At 46.2% G+C, this 22,589-nt stretch carries 17 protein-coding genes; 13 read left to right on the forward strand and 4 right to left on the reverse strand.

The window, feature by feature from the left end:
* Positions 1-11 precede the first annotated feature (11 nt).
* From guaD to DMN77_RS12995, 3 genes are all read right to left on the reverse strand, one after another.
* Complete coding sequence (gene guaD, locus DMN77_RS12985) at positions 12-1,376, reverse strand: guanine deaminase (protein ID WP_068782671.1); 1,365 nt, start codon at positions 1,374-1,376, stop codon at positions 12-14.
* 242 nt (positions 1,377-1,618) lie between these two features.
* Positions 1,619-2,629: a zinc-dependent alcohol dehydrogenase family protein gene (locus tag DMN77_RS12990; RefSeq protein ID WP_179015333.1), complete on the reverse strand. Its 1,011-nt coding sequence runs from the start codon at positions 2,627-2,629 to the stop codon at positions 1,619-1,621.
* 26 nt (positions 2,630-2,655) lie between these two features.
* Positions 2,656-5,226: a beta-mannosidase gene (locus DMN77_RS12995; protein WP_068782669.1), complete on the reverse strand. Its 2,571-nt coding sequence runs from the start codon at positions 5,224-5,226 to the stop codon at positions 2,656-2,658.
* Between the two features lie 298 nt (positions 5,227-5,524).
* On the opposite strand from DMN77_RS12995, the gene DMN77_RS13000 reads away from it, so the two are divergent.
* From DMN77_RS13000 to DMN77_RS13030, 7 genes are all read left to right on the forward strand, one after another.
* Complete coding sequence (locus tag DMN77_RS13000; protein ID WP_068782668.1) at positions 5,525-6,553, forward strand: LacI family DNA-binding transcriptional regulator; 1,029 nt, start codon at positions 5,525-5,527, stop codon at positions 6,551-6,553.
* A gap of 525 nt (positions 6,554-7,078) precedes the next feature.
* Positions 7,079-8,395 carry an extracellular solute-binding protein gene (locus DMN77_RS13005; protein ID WP_179015334.1) on the forward strand — a complete coding sequence of 439 codons (1,317 nt, stop codon included), beginning with the start codon at positions 7,079-7,081 and terminating at the stop codon, positions 8,393-8,395.
* A complete protein-coding gene (locus tag DMN77_RS13010; protein WP_229716894.1) occupies positions 8,395-9,273 on the forward strand; it encodes a carbohydrate ABC transporter permease in 879 nt (292 codons plus the stop codon). Before DMN77_RS13005 ends, DMN77_RS13010 begins: the two co-directional genes overlap by 1 nt.
* Positions 9,260-10,099: a carbohydrate ABC transporter permease gene (locus DMN77_RS13015; protein WP_068782665.1), complete on the forward strand. Its 840-nt coding sequence runs from the start codon at positions 9,260-9,262 to the stop codon at positions 10,097-10,099. The genes DMN77_RS13010 and DMN77_RS13015 overlap by 14 nt, the downstream gene beginning before the upstream one ends.
* Positions 10,100-10,148: 49 nt before the next feature.
* Complete coding sequence (locus tag DMN77_RS13020) at positions 10,149-11,807, forward strand: alpha-glucosidase (protein ID WP_372775867.1); 1,659 nt, start codon at positions 10,149-10,151, stop codon at positions 11,805-11,807.
* 95 nt (positions 11,808-11,902) lie between these two features.
* Positions 11,903-12,850: an MTP-1 family protein gene (locus DMN77_RS13025; RefSeq protein ID WP_120464844.1), complete on the forward strand. Its 948-nt coding sequence runs from the start codon at positions 11,903-11,905 to the stop codon at positions 12,848-12,850.
* 25 nt (positions 12,851-12,875) lie between these two features.
* Positions 12,876-13,937, forward strand: coding sequence for a BtaManbiosPhlase (locus DMN77_RS13030; protein WP_068782663.1), 1,062 nt, complete (start codon positions 12,876-12,878; stop codon positions 13,935-13,937).
* A gap of 105 nt (positions 13,938-14,042) precedes the next feature.
* Here DMN77_RS13030 and DMN77_RS13035 read toward each other — a convergent pair whose 3' ends face one another.
* Entirely contained in the window at positions 14,043-15,392 is a 1,350-nt protein-coding gene (locus DMN77_RS13035) for an extracellular solute-binding protein (RefSeq protein WP_179015343.1), read from the reverse strand.
* Positions 15,393-15,787: 395 nt separating this feature from the next.
* On the opposite strand from DMN77_RS13035, the gene DMN77_RS13040 reads away from it, so the two are divergent.
* The 6 genes from DMN77_RS13040 (at position 15,788) to DMN77_RS13065 (ending at position 22,466) form a co-directional block, all read left to right on the forward strand.
* Positions 15,788-16,792: a hydroxyacid dehydrogenase gene (locus tag DMN77_RS13040; protein ID WP_179015344.1), complete on the forward strand. Its 1,005-nt coding sequence runs from the start codon at positions 15,788-15,790 to the stop codon at positions 16,790-16,792.
* Positions 16,793-16,820: 28 nt separating this feature from the next.
* The gene (locus DMN77_RS13045; RefSeq protein WP_179015346.1) at positions 16,821-17,993 is read left to right on the forward strand and encodes a GNAT family N-acetyltransferase; all 1,173 of its coding nucleotides are present in this window, start codon (positions 16,821-16,823) and stop codon (positions 17,991-17,993) included.
* A 1,398-nt stretch (positions 17,994-19,391) separates the two neighbouring features.
* Complete coding sequence (locus tag DMN77_RS13050) at positions 19,392-20,459, forward strand: methionine ABC transporter ATP-binding protein (protein WP_068782659.1); 1,068 nt, start codon at positions 19,392-19,394, stop codon at positions 20,457-20,459.
* A complete protein-coding gene (locus DMN77_RS13055; protein ID WP_068782658.1) occupies positions 20,456-21,136 on the forward strand; it encodes a methionine ABC transporter permease in 681 nt (226 codons plus the stop codon). The genes DMN77_RS13050 and DMN77_RS13055 overlap by 4 nt, the downstream gene beginning before the upstream one ends.
* A gap of 92 nt (positions 21,137-21,228) precedes the next feature.
* Positions 21,229-21,690 carry an S-ribosylhomocysteine lyase gene (locus DMN77_RS13060; RefSeq protein WP_068782657.1) on the forward strand — a complete coding sequence of 154 codons (462 nt, stop codon included), beginning with the start codon at positions 21,229-21,231 and terminating at the stop codon, positions 21,688-21,690.
* Between the two features lie 5 nt (positions 21,691-21,695).
* The gene (locus tag DMN77_RS13065) at positions 21,696-22,466 is read left to right on the forward strand and encodes an SDR family NAD(P)-dependent oxidoreductase (protein WP_068782656.1); all 771 of its coding nucleotides are present in this window, start codon (positions 21,696-21,698) and stop codon (positions 22,464-22,466) included.
* Positions 22,467-22,589 lie beyond the last annotated feature (123 nt).

Raw genomic sequence — 22,589 nt, forward strand, 5'->3', positions numbered from 1 at the left:
TTTTTTGTATTTTAACGAGAATGAACCTTCATACCCTGTACCCATACTTCACGGATGTTTTCAGGTCTGGCCAGATAGATGATCTTCTCAAAAATCCCATGCCAGTCTTCATTCTCATCAAAGATCGGCAGCTTGGCAGAAGGCATTTTCGTATCGATGATCTGTACATCCCACGCATAATTCTGTTCAAGGCGACCGATCGGCAGGCTTAGACTCTCACCGCCTCCGGCTGTCGCCAGGTAGAACGCTTCATCGACCGTAATCCGCGACTCCGGAACACCGCGCTTATGTGCGGGGAGGGAAGGATCAACACCATCCTCCAGCATTCTCGAAGAGATGACGGCTTGTCTTATATTATCGAACAGACTCGGCGAGAAACCGCCGGATATGTCCGTGCCCAGCCCGATATCAATGCCTTTGCCATGGAAATGGGCAACCGGAATAACGCTATTGGCAAAATAGGCATTCGAGATCGGGCAGTGCGCAATCGCGGTTCCAGTCTCTGCGAATAAATCCGCATCAGGCTCGTCCAGGAAATTGCAATGCGCCATAACCGACTTCTCCCGTAGCAGGCCGAAATCGCGCAATGCAAAGGCATCATTTTTATCCAATCGATCCCGAACATAACCATGCGCCCAATCGCTTTCACTGCAGTGTGACTGGACATAGGCGTCATATTTGTCAGCAAGCTTGCCCAGGCCTCGCAAAGCTTCATCCGTACAGCTGGGAATGAAGCGTGGTGTTACTACGGGATAGACGCCCTGCTTTGCGGTTTTGGCTAGTTCCCGAACGGCGAGAATAAAATCCTCCGTATCCGCCAGTGCTGAATGGGTATCTGCATCACGGTAATATTCCGGGTTTTGCGCCGGATCATCCATCACCACCTTGCCGACGAGTCCGCGTTGTCCTTTCTTCACACAGAGCTCAGCCAGCAATAGACTGGCCTCTTTATGCACGGTAGCAAAATAAAGTACGGTCGTTGTCCCGTTCGCGAGCAAAGTGCTGACCAGATCCTCATAGACTTTCTCGGCGAAATCAAGATCCGCAAATTTGGATTCCAGCGGGAAAGTGTACGTATTCAGCCAGTCATAGAGCGGAATGTCCAGGGCTGTCCCGGATTGCGCCCATTGCGGTGCGTGCACATGCAGATCGATGAACCCGGGCAGCAAATACTGGCCCTCAGCCAAACGACGGAAGTTGCTCTTGCCTTGATAGGCCTCCAGCAAAGGCTGGTATTCCGCATCCTCCGGAGCGATGACCTTCTTGATCACGCCCTCTGCATTGATCGCAAACAGATAGTCTTTTAATATTTGAACTTCTTTGGCAGAAGTACTGGAAAAAGCAGTTCCTTGAAATAATTGCATATATTGTTCCATAGTTACCGCCTTAATGTTCGTATTTTCATATGATAAAAGCTATTATAATCCGTTAAAACAGATTAGTCCATAACAAAAGACGAATATAGATAACGACTTGTTTAATTGTTGTAGGGAATTCGTTCATTATCTGTAAAATAGAGAGTAAATAATAAAGACGTATCGCTTTATTCTGCATGCAGGTTAAGCGATACGTCTTATTGTTCTGCTCAGGACTAAGGATCAGCTTTCTAACTTTCTAATTAAGAAGGCATTATGATGGCTTTTGTTACATTTAGCTTAGGATAGGAAGTCATAAATTCCGGCAGTTCCTCAAGGTCAATACGATGGCTGATAAGCGGCTCAATTTGCACAATATTCTGCGCAATGAGTGTAATTGCTTCCTCATGGGTGTACGGGTTGATAAAAGAGCCCATAATTCGCAGCTCTTTGCTAAAGACATCGAAGGGCGAGAAGGATGCTTGCGCATCTGGCGAGGCAACTCCGAAGATCAACACCTGTCCTCCTTTACGCGCTGCTTTAATGGCTAACTCGACTGATTCAGTTCGCCCGACACATTCGATGACGAGATCTGCCGAGCTCAGCAGTCCCGCAGCCTCAGTTGGATCAAATGGTGACACGACATTGTCAGCGCCAAGCTTCAGCAGTGCCTCCCGCTTGTTCGGGTTTGGCTCGCTCACGGTGATGAGCTCAACGCCTGCTGCCTTGACAAGCTGGAGGAACACCTGTCCAATGAAGCCGCCGCCTGCGATCAACACATGATGATTCGCCCGCAGCTCCAATTTCTTGTAGCCGTGCAGCACACAGCCAAGCGGCTCGACCATTGCTCCTTCAAGCATACTTAAATGATTCGGTAGCTTGTAGCAGTTGGAAGCGGGAACGATGCATCGCTCAGCCATTCCGCCGTCCCGTGTCACACCAACGGCATTTAGCTTGTCGCACAGGTGAGCCCGCCCATTACGGCAATACTCGCATGCCCCGCAATAGATATTCGGATCAACGGATACCCGGTCTCCCTGCTGTAGAGTAAATACAGCTTCGCCTACGGCCAAGACGACTCCCGAGAGTTCATGGCCCAGCACAATCGGGGGATTTACCTCAGCTGAGCCTGGGTGACCGTGATAAATATGCTGGTCTGTACCGCATATGCCGCAGCAAGCAATTTGAAGCAGAACTTCATGTTTGCCGGGTGCTGGTTCACTCCACTCTTCAACTTTCATATTTAATGCTCCGTGAAGAACTGCAGCCTTCATGCTCCTCATCTCATTTCTCAATAATATTAAAACCGTGTGATGCTATCCCCATTAGTATTTAAGGCGGACACGCGAAGTGTCTCCCAAGGGATCGTCTTGCCATTGACCTGCTTAACTTGAATCTCTTTGATCTGGCCTGGAAGCAGGTCGAAGAAGTTGTCATTCATGACGAGCCATTCTTCGTCGAGTTCAAGCTTGACCATACGAGCTGCCTGATCTGTCGATATCCGGACAAGATCGGCTGACTTGTCAACGCTTACCCGCAGCTGCGCTGGATTGAATCGCATGTCCTTATAATCGCGCAAGTAGATGAAGTTATCCTCGGTAATAGAGCTTGCAGAACTGGCTACACATACAACATCTGCGGCATTGGCTTCGGCTGTCAATTCCATTTCCGTTAGCGCAGCAATCTGAAGCTTGCTATTTGCAGGTACCGATACGTCGAATTCTTGGATGGACAACACCGATCCATCCATGCGATACACCGTTAGCCGTACTGTATCTTTGTAGTCATCCAGCCTGTCGTTAATTACCCACAATATCAGGTCTTTCCCCGCATCATGATCCGCAGTGATCAGCACAGGGGCAAAAAACTTGCGCGCATAGTGATACGCCGCCTTCGCGAGTCCATAATAGTCGATAACAGACCAGCTTGTTCCCGGCCAGCAATCGTTCAATTGCCAGAACAGAGCCCCGCTTGTCTCCGGTTTGTTGCGGCGGTAGTGTTCGATGCCGTATTTTAATCCTTCCGCTTGGGTTAGCATAGAGTAGTCCAGATACTCTTCTATATTCCCCGGAGCACCTGTAAATCCTTCCATGAGCAGAATTCCCTTCGCATGATGGATATCCTTATTGCGGTACTTCATCTCATCGCTGCCCCAGAAGAATTGATTCTCGGGGATGTTGCGCTGCAAAGTGTAGCGATTGGATGATGCATGCATGCCGAATTCGCTTGCGAATCGGGTCGTGTCGCCTTTGAACTTCTTGAAGGATAAACCGTCCATGCTATAGTCCTGCAACTGCGGCTGACCGAACTCCCGTGGTTCAATATTGCCATGCCACACTTGCCAGTTATGAGTGTCGCCTTCCTCACGCGAGTTGTGGTCATTCCCCCCGTAAGGAGAACTTGGCCAGAAAGTCCGTGTTGGATCTAGCGTCTCCAGCAGAGCTGGCATCAGCTCGTGGTAAATCTTCTCGCCATAAAATGGATGAGGGATCTCTCCGCTTGAACGAAGCGCCTCGTACAGCCAATCGTTCTCGTTATTCCCGCACCATAAAGCCAGGCAAGTTCGACTACGCAGTCGTTTTACGACTTGCTCGATCTCCCGCCGCACATTATTCATGAAGTTGCGATTATAGTCCGGATATAAGGCACAGGCAAACATGAAGTCCTGCCATACCAGTAAACCAAGCCGATCACATTCATCGTAGAAAATATCGCGTTCATAGATGCCGCCTCCCCAGACACGCAGCATGTTCATATTGGCGTCTTTTGACATATGAATGAGATGCTGGTATCGAGAATCTGGCACAGCAGCCATGAAGCTGTCTATAGGAATCCAGTTGGCTCCTTTGGCAAACAGCTTTATACCATTTAATACGAAGGTAAAGGTCTGCTGTCCATGTTCATCCCGCTGCATAAGTTCAACCGTACGGATGCCAAATGGCTGCTCATGTACGTCAACAGACTTTTCGTTATATAGAAGCGTTACTTTCAAATGGTATAAATACGGTACACCTAGGTCGTGCGTCCACCATAAGGATGGGTTTGAAATGTTTAGACATGCTTCGCTGCTTAAGCTATATGCACAAATTGCACCGTCTTGGACCAGTCCATTACAACGATCGAATGGGATTATTTCTGAGGCGACCCGGTTGTTTTCGGTATCGATCAATTCCACATAAGCCGAGCAAGGCTTGTCTTTGTTGAATGACAATACGTCTACTGTTACTTCAACAGCTGCTGCCTTGTCCGTTATTGTTGATGTGCGGGCGAATACGCTATCTATATAAGCGTTGCGGCGCTTGAGGAGATGTACCCCCTTCCAAATACCTGCACATACAAGCCGTGGACCCCAGTCCCATCCATAGTGGTATTGAGCCTTGCGTGTCCAAATTCGCTTCTTGCTGAAACCGGACCAATAATATTGCATTTTGGCTTGAGCATGCAGATGTACGGGATCAATTTTGACGGCAAGGACATTCTTGCCTTTCTTCAATTCACGTGTAACTTCAAATGAATGGGCAATAAACATATTGTCAGTGGAGTCAAGCTCCACCCCGTTCAGGTACACAGTTGCATAAGTATCCAACCCATCGAAGACCAATTCAATGCGTTCCTGGTCATCCTGTTCGCCAAACCACTCAAAGGTGTTGCGATACCACCATACCTTGTCCTCGACCCAGCGCGACTGTTGATCGTTATGTCCATAGAAAGGATCTGCAATAATCCCCCGCTCGATCAACGTGCTGTGCACATCGCCAGGTACTTTGGCAGTCATCCAGAAATAGTCAATATACTCGGGAGAGGCAACCTCCAAATCGCGAGCTTCACCTACATCGAAATCCCGCAGCTTCCAGTTCTCTTGTAGTTCCATATGATTCTCCATTCCGAAGCAAGCCAATAACCTGAGGCTATACTTATAGTTCCATGATTGAAACTGTCATAATAACATTACAAAAAAATGATAATGTGAGTGAATTTAAATTACAAATGATTAGTAATCTCATTACTAAAACATTATTGATTAGCCTTAATTTAATGTCAAATAAATTGCTGCCAAAGGGAGTATAGTTTTTAACAGTACCATTAATACTAATATTGACCGCTTTTTTTTGTAACGTTATAATTATTTGTAATGTTTAAATTTGAATTTGGAAAGGAGGGACTCTCTGATGAAATCTAAAGTAACAATGCAAGATATTGCTGATCAGCTCAATCTCTCCAAAAATTCTGTATCACAGGCTATATCCGGCAAGGATGGAGTAAGCGAAGAGACGAGAAAGCTAATTCTTGATACAGCGGAACAAATGGGTTATATCTACCAGGCGGGACGCAAGAAGAGCCAGACGGATCAGTCCGGATATATTGCTTTAATTGCATCCGACTTTGCTTTTGCCCAAAAGGGCTTTTTTGGTGAAATCTACTTAAGCGTGGAGCAAGAGACGAGACAGCGTGGTAAACAATTGCTAATTCAATCCATTAGCCAAGAATCCGAAGAAGCGCTGATCCTGCCACCCATATTAGAGAATCAAGGTGTAGAAGGTATACTTATCCTCTCTCATCTAAGTACACCTTATATGAATAAGGTGATTTCCAAAGGGCTCCCAACCGTACTGATCGACCATCATTATCCGGCTGTAAAGGCAGATTGCATATTGACGAACAATCGCTTCGCAGCCTATGAAGCCATTCATTATCTGACTGAGCTGGGTCATCGGAATATCGGTTTTGTGGGCGACATCAATTTTTCTCCAAGTTATTATGAACGATATGAGGGATTCCGACTCGCGATGCGGGAAGCTGGGCTTGAAATGCGCAAGGAATGGCTCTTGCTGGATGCAACGGAACAAACTGAATATATGATGAATGCCATCAAATCAATTGCTGATCAACCCACGGCTTGGTTTTGCGTTAACGATGGTCTTGGCTTCATTCTAAATTCGACGTTACAGCAACAGGGCTTTCAAATTCCGCAGCAGGTATCGATTTGCAGTTTCGATAACGGGCAATTGTCCCAATTATCTACACCACTAACTACGACGATGGGAATTGATTTGAAGACATTTGGACGCAAGGCTGTGGAGCAATTATTCTGGAGAATGGATCATAAGCACGAGCCATTTGTGGAAATATTGCTGCCAACTATGCTGATTGCTAGAGAATCGACAACGAGACCAAGAGAGTCAAATGTTTTGATATAATGCTCTGGAACAGACTGCATGGAATTTATTCCTGCGGTCTTTTTTTGTGCTCTTTTACTGTAATTATTAATAATCCTTTGTAATGTTTAAGGTTATCTTTGGGCTATTACTAAGGAAAATTTATAGAAATATAGCTATAATAAGCCCTGCTAACTTTAAAATGTCACCTTAAAATAATGACAAAGAACATTACAAATGTGATTATAGTAACTTGATTTATTTTGATGATAATGTACAATTAATGTTACAATGAGGATTTGGATCATAATCTAATAGATGGATAATCTAAATTTTTTTAATGAAAAAGGATAAGAAGGTGGTCTAAACTAACTAAAATATTTTGTTGGAGAAGCATTAATGGTGGTAATTTACGTTTGACAAGCGGAATTTTATGTTTAATAATGTTTTTAACCGCTTACAATAATTTATAGTAATTAATTTTGTAACGTTACTATATCTTGTTTGTAATACAGGGATAAAAGGAATGAAGTGAGAGCATTTTATTAATGAGGAGGCTATACTATCATGAAAAGGAAACTTTTGCTAATTCTTGCTCTAACTGCGATGGTTGCTAGTGTACTTGGAGGATGTTCGAAAGGCGGAGGTGCTGAAAGTGCAGATGGAGTAATCTCCATCGATTTCTGGGCAGCGCCAAATCCACCCCAACAAGTATTCTGGAAGGAAATGGCTAATAAATATGCTGCCGTTAACCCTAAGGTGAAAGTTAATGTAAGTGCCATCAAAGAATCTCCAAGTTCCGAAGCAAGTATTCAGGCGGCAATTGCAGGCGGCAATGCGCCTACGATTTCCGAAAATATCAACCGTGGCTTCGCCGCTCAGCTGTCTAACAGTAAAGCGCTTGTCGCACTTGAAGAACTGCCACAATTCAAGGAAATCATTGAAAAACGCAACATGGCAGAAACGATTAAGCCTTGGGAATTTGCTGATGGTCATCAATACGTGCTTCCGATCTACTCCAATCCGATGCTGATCGGCTGGCGTACAGATATTCTTAAGGAAATCGGCTATAATGAGCCGCCAAAAACATATAGCGAAGTACTTGATGCAGCAAAGAAGCTAAAAGCAAAATACCCTGATAAATTCATGTGGGGGAAAGGTGCTGACTTGGCTGATCCTACGGCCTGGAAGCGTTGGTTTGATTTCTTCATCATGTATAACGCTGCTTCCGATGGCAACAAATTTATCGAAGGCTCCAATTTTGTAGGTGATGAGAAGGCCGGTATAGAGATGCTTACGTTTGTAAGTGATCTTGTGAAGGAGAAAGCGGTCCTTACCAAGCAGGCAACAGACCCATTTGAAACAGGCTTGGGTGTGTTCACCGATATCGGTCCATGGACGTTTGATATGTGGAAAGAAAAATATCCTGAATTGAAATACAAAGAAAACTATGATCTTACGTTGCCTCCGGTACCAGACAATATGGATCCGGCTGATTCCAAGACTTATGCCGATGCGAAGGGGCTTGTGATCTTTGCAAGCGCTCCGAAAGATAAACAAGAGGCTGCTGCAGAATTCCTCAAATGGGTATATTCCGATAGTGCCAATGATGTTGCTTGGTTCCAAAAAACAAACTTGCCTCCTGCGCGTGACGACTTGATGGAGCTTGAAGAGTTCAAAAATGTCATAGCAGAGAAGCCAGAGCTTGGACCTTTTGCAGAAGCTGTATCCAAGGCAGTTCCTTCTATTGATAATCCACGCTTTAATGAACTGCAAACGTTGATTGGTTCAGAAGCTTTTAACAAAATTGTTCGTGGCGAAATTGATCCGCAGACGGCTTGGAATAATATGAAGAAAGCCATTGAAGGGGAACTTCAGCAATGATCAATAAACAAAATAATCGGTTGGGCTGGCTCTTTGCCAGTCCCTACCTTATTTTTGGACTTATATTTTTCCTGGGCCCGCTCGTCTGGTCGTTCTATCTTGCCTTTACAAATTGGGACTTGATAGCACCGACGTATGATTTTGTGGGGTTCAAAAACTTTGCGAAGGCATTGGCATCACCGGGTGTACAATCTTCGTTCTGGGTTACGTATAAGTTCATGCTGCTATTTGTGCCACTTGTTACTGTGATGTCTTTGGCAGTAGCTGTATTGGTACAGGGGTTGCCAAAGTTAAAGAGCTTGTATCTGATTGGCTTCTTCTTGCCATATCTATCTTCAGGGGTTGTATCTTCTCTGATTGCCAAAGGCTTTTTGTCTTATAACAGCCCTGTAAATCAATTTTTGCGCAATACCTTTGGTTGGGATATTGACTGGCTTGGATCACCTATCTCAGCCCTTGCTATTGTAGGAATTATTCTGGCCTGGAAATTTACCGGTTATTATGCGCTCATACTAACCTCAGGTCTTGAGAGTATTGATCGTGAAGTGTATGAAGCTGCCGCGATTGATGGTGTTACGGATCGTCAGCGGTTCTGGAAAATTACGTTGCCGCTGTTATACCCAGCTCTCTATACAACCTTAATATTATCCTTTGGGGTCACTTTCGGAATATTTACAGAGGTGTACCAGTTAACAGGCGGTGGGCCAAACTATGCAACGAATACATGGCAGATGGAGATCTACAATCAGGCCTTTACGAATCTGCAAGCAGGATATGCATCCGCAATTGCTATCCTGGCGTCTGTAGTGACCTTTATCTCCATTTTCGTGATTAGAAAACTTCTGGAAAGTTGGGGTAAGCGAAATGGTTGGGTCTAAAAGAAAAAGCAAACTTCGTCTTTCAATCCGATATATTGTTGCGACAGCGCTGTTGCTTGTAATGGTCTACCCTTACCTGTATATGGTGCTTAACTCCTTTGCAGATTGGACACAGATTGATAAGCAGCTTGTACCCTCGAAATTTACGTTGAAATCATATGGATGGTTGTTCACGGGTGGAGAAGTTGGTATTGCCAGACCATGGGTGAACTCATTTTTTAACAGTATTCTTGTGTCCTTGGCATCTACGGCTCTTATGATGTTGTTTGGTGTCATGGTAGCATATGCGCTGTCCAAGCTGAATTTCAGAGGACGCGATACGGTGAATAACTTTGTATTGTTCCACATGTTCTTTCCGGCGATTATACTGCTCATCCCTCAGTTTCTCGTGATTCAAAAGGTGGGGCTGTATGATACGTACTGGGCTATGATCATTCCAAAGGCTGTCAGCTTATGGGCGATCTTTATGTACACCAACTTCTTCAAGGCAATTCCTACTGTATTCATTGAAGCGGCAAAGCTTGATGGGGCCTCTGACTTCAAGATTCTGTATCGAATTATGATGCCGATGTCGAGGTCTATCACAGCTGTCATCTTCTTATTCTTGCTGATGGAACGTTGGACAGAACTCCTATGGGATATGCTTGTTGTGCGCAGTGATAATATGCTGACCCTGAACGTACTCTTATCCCAAATGTTCGGACCTTATGGAAGCTATCCGGGTCCTTTGTATGCAGCATCCGTAATTCTTACGGTTCCGATTATCATCATGTTTGCGATCTTTGGTAAGAAGTTCAAGGAAGGCATGCAGTTTAGTCTTAAATAATAGGGTGCCATTATTTTTCATCCTGATGAGCATAGCATGAGGTGGTATTGTGGGAGCAGCGGAGATAGATTCCAAGGTTTTGTGGTGGCGCCGTACTGTTTTCTATGAGATTTACATGCCAAGCTTTTGCGATGGCAACGGAGACGGCGTGGGTGATTTTGTGGGGATAACTTCGAAGCTGGATGATCTAAAGACATTAGGGATCGACGGCATATGGCTAACCCCGTTCTACAAGTCGCCAAAAGTGGATAACGGCTACGATATTGCGGATTATTACAACATGGATCCTGACTATGGAACGATGAAGGACTTTGATGCTTTTATAGAAGCCGCTCATCAGCGTAATATCCGCGTCATCGTGGATCTTGTATTGAACCATACTTCTTCCGCACACCCGTGGTTCCAAGCGTCCAAATCTTCTAAGGACCATCCCAAGCGTGATTGGTATATCTGGAAAGACCCTGTAGATGAAGGCATGCCGAACAACTGGGAGTCTTTCTTTGGGGGTCCGGCCTGGGACTATGACGAAGCAAGCGGACAGTATTACTATCATGCGTTCGCAAAGGAACAAGTCGATTTGAACTGGGCAAATCCAGAAGTCAGAGAAGCCATGAAGGAAGTGATGGGCTTCTGGTTGGATAAGGGCGTAGATGGATTCCGCCTTGATGTCATTAACTTTTTGAAAGTGTCCGCTCAATTCCCAGACAATCCATATCAGGACAATGGAGAGCAGGATCATCGATATGACAAGGATCAGGACGGAATTCTGGATACGATTCGAGAAATTTGCGAATTCGTTCATCAGCGTGAAGGGGTCTTTATGGTTGGTGAAGTAGGTTCTGAGGATATGTCGCTCCTGAAGCGGTATAGTGGGAATGGTCTTCTTGATGTTGTGTTTAACTTCAACCTGGGTAGTCAGGAGCACTATCAGCCGAACCAGCTGATGGATCAAATTCTTCTGATGGAACAGGTACATCGCCCAGATCAGGTTCCGACCTTGTTTTTCAGCAGTCACGATATGGCAAGGCATATTAGCCGTTTTGGCGAAGGGAATCCTGAACTTGAAGTGCTTCGCGCAAAGCTGATGGCAACCTTTATGCTTACAGGTAAGGGTGTCCCTTTCCTTTATTACGGAGAAGAGGTCGGGATGAGGGATTATTACTGCCCTTGTATTGAGGATATGAGGGATATTCAAGGGCTAATGCATTATCAGTTGGCAAAAGCAGAAGGGTTGTCGGAAGAAGAAGAGCTTCGACGCGCGAATGAGAAGAGCCGTGACAAATCGCGTACCCCGATGCAGTGGGACGGAAGCGAATATGGAGGCTTCTCTAATGTGAAGCCGTGGATCGCGATGGGACCGGGCCATAATCAGATTAATATAGAGGCTGAGCGGACAAAATTGGATTCGATCTATATTTATTATCAGCAACTGCTAATGCTTCGGAAAGATCATCCCTCGCTTGCTGAAGGGGGCTACTCCAATATCGAGTGTAGAGGTAATACGTTGATTTATACGAAAAATATATCAGAAGACGTATCATTTGTTGCGCTCAATTTTGGAGCAGAGTCTGTGGAAATAAGCCTGGCCGAAGTGGAGAACCTTTCGCTTCAATTTGCAATTGCCTCACAGCCTCTGGAGGATGACCAAACAGATAGCAAGATCATATTGCAGGGTCATACTGGCGCAGTATGGATCAGCCGTAAATAAGTTTTTATATTGATATTGATCTTATTTTAGTTATTTCATTGATATAGCAAGGGTAAATAGCAACGAAAACAGGATAGGAAAGGGAGAAATCCACCATGGCATTGTATAAATCCGATGTGAAAACATGTGAAACGTTATTGAAGGAGTACCAGGCGAAGGATTCACTGGCCAAAGACCCAGTAAAACTGAGCTTTACTGGCGTAGGTAACAAGGATGTATATAACATTACGGCTCCTTTTGAAGACCAGGGCGAACTGGTTATTGCAGGCCGTGTGGAATCCAGGGACAGCGAACATTCTGAAATTCATTTCTTTGTTGAAAAGGGCGGGGATTGGGTGCCCCGCGAAGGTGCGCCTGTATTTACCCTTCAGGATCCATTTTTCACTTTTATTCATGGTGAGCTTGTTCTAGGCGGTGTTCAGATATTTCCGCATCCTACACAAAAAAATGCGTTGATGTGGCGGACGGTGTTCTACAAAGGGAGAAGCATTCAGCAATTGACCCCATTTTTTGTTGGTCCGGATGCCATGAAGGATCTTCGTCTAGTGGAGCTTTCCAATGGAGAAATCGGCGTATTTACTCGCCCTCAAGGAGAGAAAGGTGGACGCGGGAAGATTGGCTTCACAACAGCCAGGAGCCTCCAAGAGCTGTCGATCGCACTGGTGAATGACGCCCCGCTGCTTCAAGATCAATTTGTTGATGAGGAATGGGGCGGAGCCAATGAACTTCATATCTTGAAAAATGGACTTGTTGGCGTTCTTGGTCATTTTGCCTCGTTTGATGATGAAGGAAATCGTTATTATTATCCGATGATATTTGCGCTCGATCCTGCAACAGGAGAGTATTCTGACATTGAACTGATAGCGACTCGTAACAAGTTCCTTCCAGGTGCAACGAAGCGTCCGGATTTGGTCGAGGTTGTATTCAGTGGTGGATTGGTGCGAAAAGCGGATGGAACAGCTGATTTGTATGCGGGTATCAGTGATGCTGAAGCGCATCGCTTGACAATTGCTGATCCATTTTTGAAATTTGAGCAAAATTAAGCTTAGGATTGGAGTACGAGACACCATGAATATCTATAGATACGAAGAGAACCCACTGATAACACCTGCCGATGTTAGGCCGCATCGGGATGATTTTGAGGTCATTGGCGCATTCAATGCAGGCGTTGCCGAATACAATGGAGAGATTTTATTGTTGCTTCGTGTGGCAGAACGTCCTATCAGCAAGGATTCGATGATTGTGAAAGCTCCTGTATATAATGTGGAAACGAAGCAGCTTGATATTATCGAATTGCGTAAGGATGACAAGCGATATGACTTCTCCGATCCACGCGTTATTCGCAATGTATCGAAGAGCGCGACGTTCGATTATTTGACCAGCTTATCATATATCCGTATTGCTCGCAGCAAGGACGGGCATCGCTTTACAATTGACGACGAACCGTTGGTATATCCATCCCAGTCCCTTGAGACGTTTGGGATCGAGGATCCGCGTGTGACCCAAATCGGGGATACGTATTACATTTACTTCTCCGCTGTATCTCCGGTTGGTGTTGGCGAATCGATGGTATCGACGAAGGATTTCATAAACTTGACTCACCATGGCATGATTTTTGGACCTGACAACAAGGATGTATTGATCTTCCCGGAGAAGATTAACGGTAAATTCTATGCGCTGCATCGTCCCACGACGAGGAGTACTGGCAATCCGGAGATGTGGATCGCTGAATCTGACAATTTGCTGTATTGGGGCAACCACAAGCACCTGGCAGGTCTTCGTGAAGGCATGTGGGATAGCGGCCGAATGGGCGGAGGCGCAGTTCCATTTAAGACGGAGAAGGGCTGGCTGGAACTTTATCATGGCGCAACACTGGATCATCGCTATTGCATGGGTGCGCTCCTATTGGATCTGAACGATCCATCCAAGGTGCTTGCCCGCTCTGAGCAGCCGATTATGATGCCAGAAGCTGATTATGAAAAGAAGGGCTTCTTCGGCGATGTTGTCTTTTCCTGCGGAGCTGCTGTTCATGGCGATGTTGTGAGAATGTATTACGGTGTATCTGATACATCGATGGCATGTGCCGAACTTAGCGTACAAGAAATTCTCGACAGCTTAAAATTTGAATAAAATATACGGCGCTGATCAATAAGGGACGCCGGCTTAGAACAAACCCCACCATATCTCTGGTGGGGTTTTAGGTTTAAACGGATAGCAATCTGTACTTTTATGATCTTAAGAGAACACATCCAGCCCTTCCATCCTGGACAGGTAGAGCTTGATACGCTGGCGGATGTCTCCAAGCTCTGAATAAGTGACGTTTAGCGCAGTGTGGTAGCAGAAGCTGGGGAAAATCTCGCGATAGACGAAATAACGTGATGGCAGCTTAACCTTTCCATGTCCATTCCATTCCGCCGCGCTTTTGAGGCTAGGGATACTTAATGTATTTTGCCGAATGGTCAGCTGGGTGTTGTCAGACATCATGAAGTTAATAAAGGCTTGAGCTGCCTGCTTATTCTTGGAGTTCCTGTGAATCGCCAGGCCGATGGCAATGACCAGAGTCCGGGGCGTGCCCAGATAGGGCAGCGGCGATATATCATAGGAGAAATCGACGTCCTTGATCTTGTTCAGGCAGAAGTAAGACGTCAGGATCATCGACACCTTCTGCTGGCAAAATAGCATCTCAGCATCGTCATCATTCTCCGATCTGAACGGCGGAAAAACCTGATCGAGCAGTTCCTTAGATATCTGCAAACTCTCGGTAAGCGCGGCTTCATCAAGGTTCAGCTGCTTGTCCTCACCGTTGCTGCGATGAAAGCGGACGTTATTCTGCAGCAGGAAGATAGGCCAGCGATTATCGGATAAATAGTGGAAGAAGAACCCGTGGCGAACTGTACCTTCGGCGAGTAACTTCGCGGTTTTTTTGACGGTATCCCATGTCCAGCTGCTGTCTGGTTCCGCCAGTCCCTTCTCAGAGAAATGCTGTTTATTGTAGCAAAGAATGATCGGCGAGAATAAGAAGGGCTGTACATATAAGTTCCCATCACGCATAAAAGGTTCCGTCAAGACCGGATAGACCCCTTCTATCGGCTGCAGCGGCTCTAATAGCTCAGGCGGGCTGTCAGACTCTGCAAACAGCTCAAAATTCTGATTGTTAATCGCCATTACATCAATGTCATCGGTCTCCATAAAATCTCGCATCGTTGGTTTCGCGTGGCTTGAGGGCATCGGGATCATAGTGACGCGGATCAGCGGATGCTGCTTATGAAATTCGTCCACCAATGCCTTGAGATCAGCTTCCTCGAAAAGCGAGGGATAATATCCGAATTTAATGGATACCCCGGCAGGTGCTTGCCGAATACGATTGCCTACGCGCGGTATTTTCTCAATGAACCCTTCAGATACCAGTAGATCCAATCCCTTGCGTACGGAGTTCTTGCTTAATTGAAACCGCTCGGCTATATCGTTCTCGGAGGGGAGAAAGCTTCCTTCTGCCCAAATTCCGGTTATGATTTCGTTCCTTAATGAAGCCAGCATTTCCTCATAACGTCTTCTAAAGGTAGAGCGCTTGGGTCCTTTCGTCATTTCTATACACCTCTATTCCAATAAATACCTTATTATCAAATGATTAATTATATCATTACTAAAGAAAGGTCAAAAAGTCCACTTTTGATACGAATAGCGATCGAGGCAAATTCAAGGCTGAGCGTCCGCGACACTAATATGGTTCTTGTGTTCAAATTACAATTGACAGCGTTTTCTAACTTAGATTATAATCTGTTGTGAACCAGATAAGCAACATAATTATGTGATTGAAATTAATGATATATTTTATTCTTATGATGACAAAGGAGGGTTATAGCCTGTTTAATGCAGGTTTCTGGAATTATTATGTTATACATCTGGTTCATAGTGGCGGATGTGTTCTCACCTCAAGTGTGAATATTCGTGGATGAATCATAGAAAGGCGGCGTTCCAATATGGAAGCATTGAAAATTCTTGTCACGATGCCGAAGGGCGAAATCTTTGATACCTTCTTCAATGAAGATTTAAAATCGAAGCTGGAAGAGATCGGCGAGGTCATCTGGAATGATAGCACAGCACAATATACCAAATTCCAAATATGTGAGAAAATCAAGGATGTCGATATCTGCGTTACAGGCTGGGGGACGGTGACTTTTGACGAAGAAGTATTAAATCACGCCAATAAGCTTCGTCTAATTGCACATACAGGCGGTTCCGTTAGACCCTATGTTACGGATGCCGCATATGATTGCGGGATTCGTGTGGTAAGCGGCAATGAAGTGTTCGCCGAGTCGGTAGCAGAGAGTGTAATTGCTTATGCATTGGCATCTTTGAGGGATATTCCGCGTTATTCCGGCGATTTGAAGCGGGGAATCTGGCCATCAGGCTTCTATAATAAAGGGCTGTTAGATAAGACGGTAGGCTTGGTAGGCTATGGCATGATCGCGAAGATGGTTGTTGAGATGCTGAAGCCGTTCCACGTCAAGATCAAGGTGTTCTCTCGTCATATTTCTCAGGAGGAATTGACGAAGCATCATATGGAGAAGGCGGAGCTCCCTGAAATATTCTCGACCTGCGATATCGTCTCTATTCATAGCGGCATGACACAGGAAAATTATCATCTGATTACAGAAGAACTGCTTAATATGATGCCTGAAGGTGCTCTTCTTATTAACACGGCACGCGGAGCTGTCATCGATGAAGAAGCTTTGTGCAGAGTGCTTGCGAAGGAGAAGATTCATGCGGTACTTGACGTATACGAAGTTGAGCCGCTGCCGGCTGATCATAAGCTGTTAGAAATGAGGAATGCTATTTTAATGCCGCATATGGGTGGGCCAACGATTGACCGACGTTTGATCGTAACTCGCTCAGTAATTGGAGATATTAAGCTCTTTTTGCTAAACAAGCCCATGAAGTGCGAAATCGATCGCGCCTATGCGGCCAAGATGTCGACCCATTAGAGATTAGAGATAAATAGGAGGGATAAGGATGGAGGTATTCGTCAAGGGTGCGCCGGAAGATGCTCAGGATATTATAGACTTTGCGGATATGGTTTTTAGTAAAAATTCGGGACCACATGATTTTGCCCAATTGGTTCCAAAACTCTATAGTGATGGAGCGGATACGCAGAAGTATCACTATCTGGTCAAAGAGAATGGGAAGATCAAGGCGATGGTCTGCGTACTGCCGGTTACCTGCAATGTAGCAGGCATACCATTGAAGGTTGGATGCATAGGTTCCGTATCCGTGCATCCGCGTTCGCGTGGCAAAGGCTATATGCAGAAGCTGATGAACATGGCAGTGGAAGACATGAAGGCACAGGGTTATTCCATGAGTGTTCTTGGTGGTCAACGCCAGCGGTATGAGTTTTTTGGCTATGAGCCGGCAGGGATCAAGCTTGAATTTACGTTAACCTCAGATAATATTCGCCATAAATACAAAGGGCTGGATTCAAGCGGAATTCGCTTTGAACCTTTGTTTGATGATAGTTCGCAGCTTGATGATGCTTATCAGTTGTATCAGCAAGGGGTCGTCAACGGGGCTCGAACCAAGGGGCAGTTTGCCACTATTTTGAGAACATGGAAAGCAGAGCCGCTGCTTATTTTAGAGAATAGCAAGTTTATTGGATATGTGGTCTTGTCTAAAGAGGGTAACGGCGTACATGAGCTTGAAATGATTGACCCTACTCTGCTGCCGGTAGTTAGCAAAGCGCTGAGTGCAGAGAGAGGGCTCGACGAGCTTCATTTTACGGTTCCTCCCTATGATCTTGGGAAGATCGCCTTATTAGGCGATGTATGCGACTGGTATAGAACTAGCTTTGAATATAATTATCATATTATGGATTATCCCTCGGTGATCGAGGCGTTCTTGAGATGCAAAGCGCAGAGCAGGATGCTGCAGGACGGCCGTATTGTACTTGGAATTGAAGGCTCTGACATTGTAGAAATCGTTGTGCAAAATAATCAGGTCGTCGTGAACAAATATGATCCTGACCCTACAGACATCCAGGCGCAAATGACCCTGACGAAACGGGAGGCCACTGCTCTGTTTTTCTCTCCGTTAAGCGAATATACGAACGGGAAGCAGACAACACGGCCATTGAACCTTCCTTCGGGCTGGTTGCCACTGCCTTTGTATATCCCGTCATTGGATATCTGCTGACTTGGAAGCCATAAAATGATCTGGAAAGCATAAAAACAACTTTGAGGTTGAGCTTTCAACTTTTCGCACCGCGCGCAGCTCCCAGCGCGCGGTGCATTGCTGTATGACGGCGGTCGGCCAAACCACATTAAGAAGTTGTTTTTTGCCCCAATTGTTGGATAGAGATCGCTTAAACAGTTCGCCGTCGTTTCGTACATCTAACGGAACTCCAAGCCCTTATTTGCGGGAAAAAAGGGTGATTAATTTTCTAACGGAAATGTGAGGCGTTATTTGCTTCAATCGAGCTGAAAAAGGGCGAGAAACGCAAAATAAGGTACTCTATTTCCGTTAGATTCTGCTAGGCTGTAATTTTGGCGAAATAGCGGCATGTATTTCCGTTAGGGAGAGGAGGAATCAGGAGGAAGCCGTAACTTTTGATGATACGCCGAGCCCCAGGATCTCCGCAGGACTAAGGTACGATGATACGCCGCACCCGGGATTCCCGCAGAACTAAGTTTCGATGATACGCCGCACCTAGGGCTGCCGCAGAACTAAGGTTCGATGATACCTCCCGCCCCCAGGAACTCCGCAGAACTATGGTACGATGGTACCCCGCCCGCGGGATTCCCGCAGAACTAAGATTTGCTGAAATCTCGCCCCCCAGGGCTGCCGCAAAACTAAGATCGATGATGTGCCCGCGGTATCTTCGCAGAGGATAGGTCGCTTAAGCAGCTCGCACACTTATTTCTAACGGAACTCCAAGCCCTTATTTGCGAGAAAAGAGGGTAATTAATTTTCTAACGGAAATGTGAGGCGTTATTTGCTTCAATGGAGCTGAAAAAGGGCGATAAAACGCAAAATAAGGTACTCTATTTCCGTTAGATTCTGCTAGGCTGTAATTTTGGCGAAATAGCGGCATGTATTTCCGTTAGGGAGAGGATAGCCAGAAGGGAGCCGTAACTTTTGATGATGCCCCGCCCCCAGGACCTTAGCAGAACTAAGATACGATGATCCCCCGCCCCCAGGACTACCGTAGAACTAAGGTTCCATGATACGCCGCCCCCAGGACCTTAGCAGAACTAAGATACGATGATCCCCCGCGCCCCAGGATATCCTAAGTTCTGATGATGCCCCGCTGCCAGACCTCCGCAGAAAGGAGATAGAGAGCCTGCTTCTGCGGGGGGAGTGCCATGTCGATTGTCCCGCCTGCCGATGAAGCTCTTTGTCTACCATCCGTCGAATTGGAACGACGCTGGGTGAATGGGGCGGTTGGAGAAAAGAAAAGCGCCGCTCACAGCCCAATTTCCCAGGGAGTAAAAAATTTTAGTAGTAATTCCGAGTAATCTGATGTAAAATGACAGAAATAAATTTTTCGGAAAATGCTGAGAGTGCAAAGAAGTCTAGAAAGGGTTGGGCATCATGATTACTTTATCCAATATTCAAGTTACCTTCGAAACGGGATCGCAGTCAGTAACCGCCGTTCGGGATGTCAGCTTACACGTTGATGCGGGAGATGTGTATGGCATTGTCGGCTATAGCGGGGCTGGGAAGAGTACGCTGGTCCGTGTGATTAATCTGCTGCAGCGGCCTACGGCAGGAACCGTTGAGGTGAATGGCCGCGATCTGCTGGCCCTGCAGCCCAAGGAATTGCGCTCGGCAAGGAAGAAGATCGGGATGATCTTTCAGCATTTTAATCTGATGAACTCCAGAACGATCTATGACAATGTGGACTATCCATTGAAAAGCTCCAAGCTATCCAAGACCGAGAGAGATCGGAAGGTTAAGCAATTGCTGGAATTGGTAGGCTTATCGGATAAGCTGAATGCCTATCCCTCCCAATTGTCAGGGGGGCAGAAGCAACGGGTAGCTATAGCAAGGGCGTTGGCTAATGATCCGGAGATCTTGCTATGCGATGAAGCGACCAGCGCTCTGGACCCAAAGACGACGCTATCTATTCTCGAGCTGCTGAAGAAATTGAATCAGACGCTGGGTCTGACGATCGTCATTATTACGCACGAAATGCAGGTCGTGAAGGAGATCTGCAACAAGGTGGCCGTGATGGAGGCCGGAAGAATTGTGGAACAAGGCGATATCGTCTCGATCTTCAGCCGCCCGCAAAATACGCTGACTCGCGATTTCATCAATACAGCTACCCATATCGATCAGACGCTGGAGAAGCTTACGCTCCATCCGTCTCTCGTTCATCTGAAGGATAACGATATGCTGTGCAAGATTTCCTACATCGGCGATAGCACAAGCGAACCGGTTATTTCCGAGCTTACCGCCCGGTATCGAGTGAAGACGAATATTCTGTTCGCAAATGTAGAGATTTTACAGCAGACGCCGATCGGCAATCTGATTGTGGTTCTGTCAGGCTCCCCCGGCGATCTGGAGGAAGCTCTACTCTATTTGCAGGCAGCCCAGGTCGATGTTGAAACTATCGATTCCCGACTTCTTGAGGACAGAAAGGTAGGTGAGCCTGTATGAGTGAGTTTTTTACAAAGTATTTCCCTAACATCTGGAATTTAAGAGAGGATATCCTGATAAGTACTTATGAGACGATTTACATGGTGGTCGTTACCTCGTCATTTTCCGTGTTATTCGGGATACTGCTCGGCGTTGTCCTCGTCGCTACAGACCGGGGAGGGATTCTGGAGAACAAGCTGGTGTACAGTGTCCTGGAGAAAATTATTAACCTGTTCAGATCCATTCCGTTCATCATTCTTATCGCGGTTGTCGTGCCGCTGACCCGTCTTATTACGGGGACATCGATCGGCATGAATGCCGCAATCGTACCCTTGGTCATCGGTATCGTGCCTTTCTATGCAAGGCAAATCCAGAATGCGCTGGTCGAGGTCGATCCCGGAATCGTGGAAGCAGCACAATCCATGGGGTCGGGGCCGATTGAGATTATTTTTCGCGTATATTTGAAGGAAGGTCTGACCGGAATTATCCGCGCTTCCTCGGTGACGATTATCAACCTGATCGGACTTACGACGATGGCTGGAGCGATTGGCTCGGGCGGCTTGGGCAGCCTGGCGATCAATAAGGGGTACAATCGGTTCCAGTCCGATATTACGCTCGTAGCTACAATTTTGATCTTGATTCTAGTATTCGTCTGCCAATTCATCGGCGATTATTTTACCAAAAAGTCAACGCATTAACACGAGAGCTTAACAGCGGTTTATACAGTATGCCGCTTCTAGCGGAGTACTGAATGAAATATATAACACTACAAAAAAAGGACTGAAGAACAATGGCAAAAGTAGAAAGTTTTCAATTGGACCACACTATCGTAAAGGCGCCTTATGTCAGAGCAGCAGGGCTTGAGCATGATGAGAAGGGCAGCACGGTACAAAAATACGATTTGCGCTTCCTGCAGCCGAATAAAGACGCGATTCCTACTGCGGCGCTTCATACGCTTGAGCATCTGCTCGCTACGTATATGAGAGACGAGGTTCAAGGGATTATCGATATTTCTCCAATGGGATGCAGAACGGGTTATTATCTGATTCTCTGGAATGAGCATGATCCGGAAGAGATCGCCTCCGCACTGGAAAGAACGCTGAAGCGTGTACTGGAAACGACAGAGGTTCCGGCTGTATCCGCACTGGAATGCGGCAATTACAAGGATCACTCCCTCTTCTCCGCACAGGAGTATGCAAAGATTGTATTGGATGCCGGAATTAGTAGAGACCCGTTTGAGAGAGTACTGTAAAGCCTATGATTACGCTGGATTTATCGTATCAGACGGCGGTTGTAACCGGCGGAAAATCGGGAATCGGGCGTGGCATCGTGCAAATTTTGCTGCAAAGCGGCGCCAGAGTCATATCCGCCGATCTTGCTTATGACGAGGAATATAAGGGAGTAGATGGACAGTTGTTTGAGTCCCGCCTGGATCTGTCCAAATCAGAGGATATAGAACGCTGGTCCCGGCTTGTTCTGGAACAGGCCGGTGTTCCGGATATTGTCGTAAACTGTGCAGGCACTTCCACCATGGATTATGTAATTGACAGCAAACTGGAGGATTGGGAAAAGGTATTCTCGATTAACTCCACGGGGTTATACCTGGTATCCAAAATATTTGCAAAGGCGATGGTCGATGCTGAAAAGCCGGGAAGGATCATCCAGATCGCCTCGCAGGCCGGTAAGAACGGTTATCGGGCGATGGGCGGATATTGTGCATCCAAGCACGCGGTTCTGGGCTTGACGAAGGTCATGGCAATTGAACTGGCGCGAAATAACATCCTGGTAAATGCGGTATGTCCTGGGATTGTGGAGACCCCGATGAAACATCGGGAGCGGATCGAGGGCGGAATCATCCGCGGGATGACCGCCGAGGAGATCTATGCAGAGGACTGCTCTCAGGTTCCACTGGGGAGAACCGCCGAGGTTCAGGATGTTGCCAATGTTGTATTGTTCCTGGCAAGTCCCTTGTCTTCCTATATGACAGGACAAGCGATCAACGTAACCGGCGGCATGACTATGCACTAGAAATAAACTATGCACTAGAAATAAACTATGCACTAGAAATAGATAATGCACTAGGATAGATCAACTCGGGATGACTTCATCCACGCCAATGAAGGGTTCAACTTATGAAGATATAAAGGGGGA

The organism is Paenibacillus sp. 79R4 (assembly GCF_013393165.1).
GTDB lineage: Bacteria > Bacillota > Bacilli > Paenibacillales > Paenibacillaceae > Fontibacillus.